A 10,331-nucleotide genomic window follows, 5' to 3' on the forward strand; every position below is an offset into this window, starting at 1 on the left:
GCTCATTGTTGATAGTCGAAAAAATTCTTTTGTTGAAGTTAGGTTTCTACTTTGTTCAACCCAACTTTGTATCTTCAAAATAGTATATAAAGGAATAGTTATGAGTTATGAGTTATGAGTTATGTTCTTCTCATCTGTAATTGTAACTTCATATCTAATGCAGCAGCAATTCTCACTAAAGTTTCTAATGAAGGAATAAATGCACTATTACCACTTTCAATACGGGAAATAACCGATTGAGATGTTCCAATCTTTTTAGCTAACTCTGATTGAGTTAAATGCACTGTTTTTCTAGCCTCCACAATCATTTCAGCAATGTTATTGATAATTTGCTCACGCGCGTAATATTCGGCAAACTCCGAATCTGTTTTTAATTTTTTATCAATATAATCAGTTAATGTAAGTGCTTTCATTTTTAAATACCTCCAGCATACGCTTTTCTGCTGTCTCAATTTCTTTTTTGGGCGCTTTTTGTGATTTGCGAGTTCAAACAATAAGTGCAATATTGCATAGTTTACTACTTTCTATTTTCGATTTTCCCATCACCCATCCTGCTTAATTTTTTTAGTTTTGGTTAACGCCAAATAATTATCTGAACTCACCACACTACGGCCTAATTCTTTTTCTGTTTCAATGCGAGCATTGCCGGCAACGCGTCCGCCACGTTTGGCTACATTTTTATTTGCTGACATGCCTTGAGGTTTTTCTTGTTGTGAAATTTCTGTGGTTACTTTTTCCCCTAGCATCGTAAAAATTAATTCTAGATCTGTCATGTGATCGCGCAAATTGGTTTTGGATTGTTTCGGTAATTTTTTATAGTCTCGATATTCACTGGGCGTCATGCCAAACGTGGCTTTGGAAATTTCTGCGGTTAAAATCGCATAATCTTTTTCATGGGTAATGCCTCGCTCTTGCCATTCATCCGTTAAATTTTGGCGAATGGCGATGCCACGTAAGCGTTTATCGATCCAGTCTTTGGGATAGCCTTTTTGTTCATAAAGTTGTTTCATGCGTTCTTGCGCGAGTTCTGGATTTTCAATTTCTTGAATGCGCTCGTAACCCACTTTGGCAAGCCAACGTTTAAAGGGTTCGGCTTTGGGAGATGGGATCGATTGAATTATGCGTAATAAGGTTTCGGTGTTAGCGCAGTCCGTTTCTCGTAATTTCCCATCCGGTGCTGGCATTTTCAACTGTACGATTTTTTCGTACAGTTCAGAAAAGCCTTCTTTACTGACCAATTGACGCTTAATGTCCGACCAATAACGACGCGGATTAGAACTTTCAGAGAGCACGCTAACGATATCGATAATCGAAAAATACCATTCTTCTTGATAGTATTGCCGACGAATATTTTTTTCATTAAAAACCACTAATTGCTGCTGATTCATATTAACCTCCGGCTTCTTTATTCATAAACGTTCACTCGCTTTAAATTTTCACAAATACGCTGATTCACTGGCTTTTCTTGTTATTATGCAATAAGTGCTATCGACAAAATGTATTCATCATCGCCTTCAGCCAGCTCCAAATAATCGCAAAATTAAATAAAACACAATAGCTAAGGCAGAAGCGGCAGGGAGTGTTATGATCCAGGAGAATAAAATATTGCGGATTACAGTGAGGTTCAGTGCGCCAATGCCGCGGGCTAAACCCACGCCAAATACGGCACCCACTAAGGTTTGAGTAGCAGAAACGGGAATACCTGTGCCGGTGGAAATGACCACGGTGGTGGCGGCGGCGATGGTTGCAGCAAATGCGCGAGAAGGTGTTAGTGCAGTAATGCCGGTGCCAACGGTTTGAATAACTTTTTTTCCATACATGAGTAAACCCAAAACGACACCCGTGCAACCTAAGAGAATCACCCAAGCTTCCCCAATCACATGTGTGTTTACTAAACGTCCGCCATGACTGACAATATTAACAATGGCCACCACGGGGCCTGTGGCAATGGCGACATCATTCGAACCATGCGCAAATACCATGGCGCAGGCGGTAAATGCCATTAAAATGCCAAAGACTTTTTCAATGTAAACATAACGCGGATGATGTTTGTGACTGGGCTTAATTTTGATGCGACTAATAATCCATAAACCTAGGAGGGTAATTAACACACTACATAAAATAGTGATAATAATTTCGGAACCTAGATGAATATCGTATCCAAAATGACGCAATCCTTTAATGATGACCATGATGGAAAGAACGATCCCAATTAAAAATAAATAAATGGGAACGGCGCGACGCAAGGCACGCACAGGCCTTGGTTTAGATAAAATTAAACTTTGAATGGATCGAAATAAAAAATACGCGACGATGCCTGCAATTAACGGTGAGCTTACCCAACTGATGGCAATATAAATGACTTTCTGCCAGTGAATGGCGTTGACACCTAATACAATAGCACCAAAACCGACTAACGCTCCCACAATGGCATTGGTGATAGATACCGGCAAGCCTAAAAAACTGGCGAGCAACATACAAACCGTCCCCGACATTAATACGGCGAGCATGCCATAAATTAATAAATGGGGTTGTTGAATTAAAATATCGCTTTGACTATTGATGATCCCCGTGCGAATGGTGGCAGTGACATTCGCGCCACCAAAAAATGCCCCAGCAAATTCAAAAATAATGGCAATGAGCATGGCTTGGCGAACAGAAATCGCTTTTGATCCCATGGTGGTGCTCATGATATTGGCTAAATCATTTGCCCCCACACCCCACGTCATCACCAAACCTAAAATTCCTGCGGCAAGAATATAAACTAAAAAATGTTCCATAACGCTCCAAAATTAAATGAATTATTAACGTGCCAGTAACAGTAGCAATTGTCCTCCAACATTTTCCGCGCGATCGGCTAAATCTCCTGTCCATTCGATGAGTTTATATAAAAAAATTACTGTCACGGGATTTAATGTATCTTCTTGAGCAAATAAAATTTTGCGAATTTCAATTTGCATTTCATCGGTATCGTGTTCGATTTGGTGAAGTTCTACGATCATTTCTTCCACCAGTTTAACTTCAATTCCTTTAAAACCGGTTTCTAATAATTCATCCAATTCATTAATTGCTTTATGGGCTTGTGCTGCGGCATCGATACAGCGCGCTAAAAATTGTTGATATAATTTTTTGAGATTATCGGGCAATAATAATTTGCGTCCAACTACAATTCCGGTGATATCTTTAGCGCGATTCGCCAAGCGATCTTGCATGGATAATACTTCTAATAAATCGGTGCGTGGTACGGGTAAAAATAATCCTTTGGGTAAATGCAAACGAATATCTTTTTTCATATCGTCTGCTTCTTTTTCTAATTTAGAAATTTCATCGCGAATATGGGAAGCATTTTCCCAGTCTCCAGCAAAAACTGCATTAAAAAAAGGAATTAAGTGTTGCGCACATTTAAAAGCCGTGCTCATGTGCTTTTGCAATGGTTTGATGGGTGAGCGCCCGAACAGATTTAGCATTGGTGATTTCATCTTACCCCCTCCGAGTAATGGCGGCTATTATGGCAATATCTCCCTGGATTTGTAAACCATCAATTTTGCACTGTTATCGACTTGAAGTTAGTATTGAATTTCTCGAGCAATCCGCTACAATGCCGATTTGCGATATTAGGAATATAACTATGCCATTGGAAGTTGAAATTAAGCTCAGTATCAAACCGGATCAAATCGCTCGTTTTAAAACTCTAGAATCCCTCTCTCGCGCTTATCATCATGAAATTTTAGAATTGCACTCCGATTATTACGACACCAACGATCATTTTCTACGTCGACATGGCTTTGTCTTGCGAATTCGCCAAGAAAATGGGCGTTTTATGCAAACCATTAAAACCACCGAAGCCAGTCATAATGGCATGCATGAACGACACGAATGGGAAATCGAGTTGAATGAAAACCAACCTAATTTTTCTCAATTACCGCATGATTACTTAAAAACCTTAATTTTTGATCATGGTTTAGAAAAACAGATCCAACCCTTATTCGCCACAGTATTTACTCGTGAAAATTGGTGTATCGAGTTTCAAAGTAATACCACCATTCAAGTGTCGTTAGATCAAGGTTATGTGAAAGCCGCGCAAACGCGTTTTCCGATTTGCGAAGTAGAATTAGAATTAATTCAAGGTGAAAAAACGGAGTTGCAGCAATTTGCCGAACAGTTGCGACATAATTTAAATTTGCGCCCCACCGATAGCACCAAGGCAGGACGCGGTTATCGGATCACCAAAGAACAGGCATTAGCAGAGGGTTTTCTAATTTAATTTCCGGCATCTGATCAATTCTTACGAGAATGACCCATTTTATCCAATGGCACATTTTTATAAGTGCCTGTTAAACTTTGTAAAAATGCCACAAGCGCTTTGACATCGGATCCACTTAAGGTTTGGCCTAATTGATATTTCGCCATTTTAGTCACAGCCTCGTCTAAAGTTTTCACCTGACCATCGTGATAATACGGCGCGGTGACCGCAATATTACGTAACATCGGCACTTTGAAAAAATATTTATCGGCTTCGTTATGAGTGACGTTATAACGCCCCAGATCGGCAGTAGTAATCGGAGTGTTTCGTTCTTTAAAATAGTCTGGATTTAAGCGCTGATACATCGTGCCACCGAAATAATCGCCGTTATGACACGCTACGCAACCGCGAGTTTGAAATAATTCATAGCCTTTTTGCGCAAGCGGAGAAATTGCCTGTTTATCGCCACGTAAATAGTGATCGAAGGGTGAATCGGGGGTATCTAAGGTTTTTTCGAAGGCACTGATCGCATCCACGATAGTATCTTCTGAAATCACACCCTGATAACTCTTCGCAAACAATGCTTGATATTCTTGATTGGCTTTTATTTTTTTCACGACATTCGGCCACGTATCCCCCATTTCTAGCGGATTTTCCACCGGACCTTTGGCTTGCTCGGCTAAATCTTTAGCGCGACCATCCCAGAATTGCACAAAATTATGAGCTGAATTATAAACGGTAGGCGCATTGATCACGCCATTTTGCTGGTGGATCCCTTTCGACACCGGCAACCCATCCACTCCGCCTTTATTTAAATCGTGACACGTCGCACAGGAGATGGTGCCATCGGCAGACAGTAAAGTATCGTGATAGAGCTTTTCACCCAATGCCACTTTTGCAGGATCGGTAATGGTTGGCCTAGGGATTGGATTGATGGCATAAAGTGTGGAGGTTAAACACACGGAAATTATCGTAATTACTATTTTCACGGACATAGGACTTCCCTGCAAAATGCTCTCTAAAACCGTTATTTATCATGGCTCTTTTAATAATGCAATATTTTAATTTGCTTGTCGTGCCATGTCCTTTTACAATAGTCACTCTACCCTAACAACAAACAGGTTTGATTTATGGAATCCCCTAAAATAAAAAATCCGAATTTTGAGAATGCGGTGGCGGTTATGAATCGCATTTATGGCAATCTCGATGCGCGACGGGTCTCGCTCGATGAACGTAAACGCTTAAATCTAGACAACGATTGCTTTGTCTACGGTGAAATCACCTACGATACATTTACCACCATGTTAGATATTGCCGATCCTAAACCCGGGGAAGTATTTTACGATCTCGGCTCGGGTTCTGGCAAAGCCGTAATGATGGCAGCCTTATTAGGCGATTTTTCCAAAGCGTGCGGTGTTGAACTTTTAGATGCGCTGCATAAACTCAGTGCCGATCAACTGGAAAAATTCAACCAAGATCCTCGCCCAGAATTTAACGGTAAACAATTTAATATTAGCTATTTACACGATGATTTATTCAAACAAGACATTAGCGACGCTGATATTGTTTATATCAATGCGACGTGTTTTATTGGCGATATTTGGGAAAAAACCGTTAATAAATTAAATCAGGAACTCCGTACAGGTGGGCGCGTGATGTTGTGTACCAAAAGTTTACCCAGCACCCATTATCAACAATTATATTCTCAATTAATGGAAATGAGTTGGGGACCTTGTACGATTAACGTTTTTAAGAAAATTGTTTAATATCTTCAAATGTGAAGAGTATAAAAAAACCCGGCAATTGCCGGGTTTTTTGTAGGTCGATCGACAGCTTGATTACATCATGCCGCCCATGCCACCCATTCCGCCCATGCCACCCATGTCACCACCAGGCATTGCAGCTTCATCTTTCTTAGGAAGTTCAGCAACCATGCATTCCGTGGTAATCATTAAGCCAGCAATTGAAGCAGCGTTTTGTAATGCAGTGCGGGTTACTTTAGTTGGATCTAAAATTCCCATTTCAACCATATCACCAAATTCGCGAGTTGCGGCATTGTAACCAAAGTTACCTTTACCATTCACGACTTCGCTTAGGATCACAGAAGCTTCTTCACCAGCATTGGTCACGATTTGGCGAAGAGGTGCTTCCATCGCACGGGTCACAATTTTGATCCCGATAGCTTGATCTTCATTTAGCGCTTCTAATTTTTTCACGGCTTTAATTGCACGAATTAATGCAACGCCACCGCCAGGTACGATACCTTCTTCAACCGCAGCGCGAGTTGCGTGTAACGCATCTTCAACACGGGCTTTCTTTTCTTTCATTTCAACTTCAGTAGCCGCACCGACTTTGATCACAGCAACACCGCCAGATAATTTAGCTAAGCGTTCTTTTAATTTTTCGCGATCGTAATCAGAGGTGCTTTCATCCGCTAAACGACGAATTTCTTTGCAACGAGCTTCAATGTCTTTGCTCTTGCCAGAACCATCGATAATCGTGGTATTTTCTTTAGTGACTACAACACGTTTTGCAGTACCTAATTCGTTAATCGAAGCATTTTCTAATTGCATGCCCACTTCTTCAGAAATGACCACACCGGACGTTAAAATTGCGATGTCTTTTAACATTTCTTTACGACGATCGCCAAAGCCAGGTGCTTTAACCGCACAGACTTTAACGGTACCACGAATGTTATTCACCACGAGAGTTGCTAACGCTTCGCCTTCGACATCTTCAGAAATGATTAATAAAGGACGACCGGATTTTGCTACACCTTCTAAGACTGGGAGTAAATCACGAATATTAGTGATTTTCTTATCCACTAAAAGGATGTAAGGATTTTCAAGTTCAGCACTCATGCTTTGTTGATTGTTGACAAAATAAGGTGAGGTGTAACCGCGATCGAATTGCATACCTTCAACCACTGATAATTCATTATCAAAGCTATTGCCATCTTCAACAGTAATAACACCTTCTTTGCCCACTTTTGCCATCGCTTCAGCAATGATATTACCCACTGCATCGTCAGAATTAGCAGAAATTGTTCCGACCTGTGCAATCGCTTTATCGTCTTTGCAAGGTTTGGACATTTTTTTCAATTCTTCAACAGCAACGGTCACTGCTTTATCGATACCGCGTTTTAAATCCATTGGATTCATACCGGCCGCAACCGCTTTAACGCCTTCTAATAAAATAGTTTGAGCGATAACGGTTGCTGTGGTGGTGCCATCACCGGCTAAATCAGAAGTTTGTGAAGCAACTTCTTTAACCATTTGAGCACCCATGTTTTCGAACTTATCTTTTAGTTCGATTTCTTTCGCCACAGATACACCGTCTTTAGTAATCGTTGGCGCACCAAACGATTTTTCTAATACAACGTTACGACCGCGTGGGCCTAAGGTTACTTTAACTGCATTCGCAAGCACGTTAACACCGTTAACCAGTTTGTTGCGCGCAGTTTCTGAAAAATAAACTTCTTTTGCAGACATGATTTTTCCTCGTTAAAAAATAATTAGTCGATAATACCCATGATATCTTCTTCACGCATGACGACCAATTCTTCGCCATCCAATTTAACTTCGGTACCCGCGTATTTGCCAAATAAGACTTTATCGCCTTTCTTAACAGCTAACGCACAGATATCACCGTTATCCAAGGTTTTACCTGGGCCAACAGCAAGCACTGTACCGCTAATGGGTTTTTCACCGGCTGTATCGGGGATAACGATACCACCTTTAGTAGTTTTGCTCTCTTCATTGCGACGAACAACGACACGATCGTGTAAGGGCTGAATTTTAACGCTCATAGTTCTTAACTCCTCAACTGGCGTTATGATGAATGATTTTGTACTAATTTTAAAAGCCTGTTTAAAGGCTCTAAGTTAGCACTCTCTTAACTAGAGTGCTAATGATAGCGATATGGGGGTGCGTGTCAAGTTTTCAAGAGGAGGAAATAGCCTTTTTTAATCACACCTGTTATGATTTTTAACATTTTTATCACCCAGCAGGTATGCAATGACATCGCGACTCATTTTTTGTCGAGCCAGACGGATTACTGGAACTTTGCGATTTTTAAGTTGGTTAACCCTTTTTTTTATTGGGGTGCAAATTGCCTTTGCGATTACCAATAATTTTGATTACTTAAAAGCCGCTGAAATACTGCATCAGCATATTGCCTTCCCTCATATTATACTACCCGGTCTATTACAATGTATTGTGGCTTTCCTAGGTTTGCATCTGTTACTCGTGCTGGGATTGTGGGTGATCCTGCGCTTAAATTTTTCCTTTTGGGAAATGGATCAGACACAGGCAAATACCTTAAGCCTCTGGACCTGGGTGCTCGCCATTGTGTGTATTATGCTGGCGAACGAATATTATTATCCGCTTTCCCAATTTTCTAAATTACTGGCAGAAATTATTCCCCACACGCTCAGCATTTATTTACTGATACTATTGCTTATTCCATTAGCTATCATGGTAGTTATTGCGGTATTACAATGGATCACCCATGCTTTTCAGCAAGGAAAAAGTTATGGAATTTGCAGCATTTTAATTATTGTGTCGTTGATAAGCGCGATTTTTTATACGCTCTATAGTAAACCTACCATTAATCATTATATTGCCCCTGCCTCATCGCCTAATGTGATTATTATTGGCATCGACTCATTACGTCCTGATCATACTGGCGTCTATAATTCATCCGTAAAATTAACACCGCATCTCGATACATTTTTACACTCTGCCACCAATTTTAATCAAGCGCTCACACCGCTCGCGCGGACATTTCCGGCGTGGATGAGTATTTTAACGGGAAATTATCCACTTAAGCATGGGGCGCGATATGATTTAATCGATCCGCAATTTTTACATCTGGATAATAATCTCGCCGCCGTATTACAACAACATCACTATCACACGATTTACGCAACGGATGATAAACGCTTTAGTAATATTGACAAACGTTATAATTTTGATGAAATTTTAGGGCCTAAAATCGGTTTATTAGATTTTATTTTAGGCAATTTAAATGATTTTCCTTTGTCGAATTTAGTCATTAATACCTCGATTGGACATTGGCTTTTTCCTTATAATACGGGAAATCGTCAAACCTTAGCCACTTATGATCCTCAGCGTTTTAATCACATGGTTGAACAAGGATTACGACAAAACTTTCATCAACCGATTTTTTTATGCGTGCATTTTTGTTTACCTCACTATCCTTATGGTTGGTCAAAAAAATTAAAATATATTCCCCCGCCACTGAATTCTTCACAAGCACATTATCTTTATGATCAAGCTGTGCAAACGGCTGATCAACAATTTGCGGAATTAATTAATTTTTTACAACAGGATAATTTACTGCAACATGCCATTGTTGTTGTCATTTCAGATCATGGCGAAGCATTGGGTGTACCCGATCGTTTAACTCATCCCAACATGTATCAAGGTGATATCAACCATAGTGCGTTAAAAAAATTATTCGCCAGTTACGACCCACCCATTGCATTGGATTTTTCTACTGGACACGGCACCGATATTTTATCGATGGATCAATATCACATTGTATTTTCTTGGCGATTATTAAATACTCCAGCGAAAAATCTGAATAAAAAAATCGATGAGCAAGTTTCTTTAATCGACATTAAGCCCACTATTCTCGATTTATTGCATCTTCCTGTGGGACAACAAGAAGGCATTTCTCTTGCCAAGATTATTTTAGGAAAATCCACACCGCCAAATTCACCACGCTATTTTTATTTAAGCAGTGGTTTTACTCCGCAAGCAGTGATGTCTACACATCCTAATGAAAAGTTACTGGCCACGCAAAGTGCTAATTATTTTAGTGTCGATCCAAAAACTGGTTATGTGATAGTAAAACATGATATGGGTAAATTAATTATTGGCAGTAAAGAATTAGGTATCATACACCAAAATTGGTTATTAGCGCTGTATCCTAAACTAAACCATCAAATTCCTGTGTTAGTTAATTTAGCATCGGGAAAATGGAGCGATGATATGGATTCAGCATTTGTGAAAAAAAGTCCGTTTACGACTTTATTACAGCAATTAAAACTGTATTATGGTAA

The 10,331-nt window shown here is 40.0% G+C and carries 10 protein-coding genes; 3 read left to right on the forward strand and 7 right to left on the reverse strand.

Translation table 11 applies throughout. From position 1 onward, the window contains the following. Positions 1-119: 119 nt before the first annotated feature. The 4 genes from KIT27_11785 to KIT27_11800 all read right to left on the reverse strand — a co-directional run bounded on the left by KIT27_11785 (position 120) and on the right by KIT27_11800 (position 3,479). Positions 120-413, reverse strand: a complete 294-nt coding sequence (locus tag KIT27_11785; protein ID MCW5590328.1) for a helix-turn-helix transcriptional regulator — start codon at positions 411-413, stop codon at positions 120-122. Positions 414-542: 129 nt separating this feature from the next. Then, positions 543-1,388, reverse strand: coding sequence for a Bro-N domain-containing protein (locus KIT27_11790; GenBank protein MCW5590329.1), 846 nt, complete (start codon positions 1,386-1,388; stop codon positions 543-545). A 126-nt stretch (positions 1,389-1,514) separates the two neighbouring features. Further along, positions 1,515-2,780 (reverse strand): inorganic phosphate transporter, encoded by a 1,266-nt coding sequence (locus tag KIT27_11795; GenBank protein MCW5590330.1) that lies wholly within the window; start codon positions 2,778-2,780, stop codon positions 1,515-1,517. 24 nt (positions 2,781-2,804) lie between these two features. Beyond that, on the reverse strand, positions 2,805-3,479 hold the full coding sequence (locus KIT27_11800; protein ID MCW5590331.1) for a TIGR00153 family protein: 675 nt from the start codon (positions 3,477-3,479) through the stop codon (positions 2,805-2,807). Between the two features lie 149 nt (positions 3,480-3,628). Here KIT27_11800 and KIT27_11805 point away from each other — a divergent pair, with 149 nt between their 5' ends. Further along, entirely contained in the window at positions 3,629-4,264 is a 636-nt protein-coding gene (locus KIT27_11805) for a CYTH domain-containing protein (protein MCW5590332.1), read from the forward strand. 14 nt (positions 4,265-4,278) lie between these two features. Here KIT27_11805 and KIT27_11810 read toward each other — a convergent pair whose 3' ends face one another. Beyond that, positions 4,279-5,238, reverse strand: a complete 960-nt coding sequence (locus KIT27_11810) for a cytochrome-c peroxidase (protein MCW5590333.1) — start codon at positions 5,236-5,238, stop codon at positions 4,279-4,281. A gap of 135 nt (positions 5,239-5,373) precedes the next feature. Here KIT27_11810 and KIT27_11815 point away from each other — a divergent pair, with 135 nt between their 5' ends. After that, positions 5,374-6,009, forward strand: a complete 636-nt coding sequence (locus KIT27_11815) for a hypothetical protein (GenBank protein MCW5590334.1) — start codon at positions 5,374-5,376, stop codon at positions 6,007-6,009. A gap of 72 nt (positions 6,010-6,081) precedes the next feature. On the opposite strand, the gene groL is transcribed toward KIT27_11815, so the two are convergent. Together groL and groES are read right to left on the reverse strand one after the other, a co-directional pair. Beyond that, entirely contained in the window at positions 6,082-7,734 is a 1,653-nt protein-coding gene (gene groL, locus KIT27_11820) for a chaperonin GroEL (protein MCW5590335.1), read from the reverse strand. 23 nt (positions 7,735-7,757) lie between these two features. Next, entirely contained in the window at positions 7,758-8,051 is a 294-nt protein-coding gene (gene groES, locus KIT27_11825; GenBank protein MCW5590336.1) for a co-chaperone GroES, read from the reverse strand. A 208-nt stretch (positions 8,052-8,259) separates the two neighbouring features. Here groES and KIT27_11830 point away from each other — a divergent pair. Next, on the forward strand, positions 8,260-10,331 hold a 2,072-nt coding region (locus KIT27_11830; GenBank protein MCW5590337.1), incomplete at its 3' end, for a sulfatase-like hydrolase/transferase.

The organism is Legionellales bacterium (assembly GCA_026125385.1).
Classification (GTDB): domain Bacteria; phylum Pseudomonadota; class Gammaproteobacteria; order JAHCLG01; family JAHCLG01; genus JAHCLG01.

What these genes read in the sequence shown, in the direction of transcription:
- KIT27_11785 (MCW5590328.1), bottom strand. Translation starts at nt 413, where the DNA reads ATGAAAGCACTTACATTAACTGATTATATTGATAAAAAATTAAAAACA.
- KIT27_11790 (MCW5590329.1), bottom strand. Translation starts at nt 1,388, where the DNA reads ATGAATCAGCAGCAATTAGTGGTTTTTAATGAAAAAAATATTCGTCGG.
- KIT27_11795 (MCW5590330.1), bottom strand. Translation starts at nt 2,780, where the DNA reads ATGGAACATTTTTTAGTTTATATTCTTGCCGCAGGAATTTTAGGTTTG.
- KIT27_11800 (MCW5590331.1), bottom strand. Translation starts at nt 3,479, where the DNA reads ATGAAATCACCAATGCTAAATCTGTTCGGGCGCTCACCCATCAAACCA.
- KIT27_11805 (MCW5590332.1), top strand. Translation starts at nt 3,629, where the DNA reads ATGCCATTGGAAGTTGAAATTAAGCTCAGTATCAAACCGGATCAAATC.
- KIT27_11810 (MCW5590333.1), bottom strand. Translation starts at nt 5,238, where the DNA reads ATGTCCGTGAAAATAGTAATTACGATAATTTCCGTGTGTTTAACCTCC.
- KIT27_11815 (MCW5590334.1), top strand. Translation starts at nt 5,374, where the DNA reads ATGGAATCCCCTAAAATAAAAAATCCGAATTTTGAGAATGCGGTGGCG.
- groL (MCW5590335.1), bottom strand. Translation starts at nt 7,734, where the DNA reads ATGTCTGCAAAAGAAGTTTATTTTTCAGAAACTGCGCGCAACAAACTG.
- groES (MCW5590336.1), bottom strand. Translation starts at nt 8,051, where the DNA reads ATGAGCGTTAAAATTCAGCCCTTACACGATCGTGTCGTTGTTCGTCGC.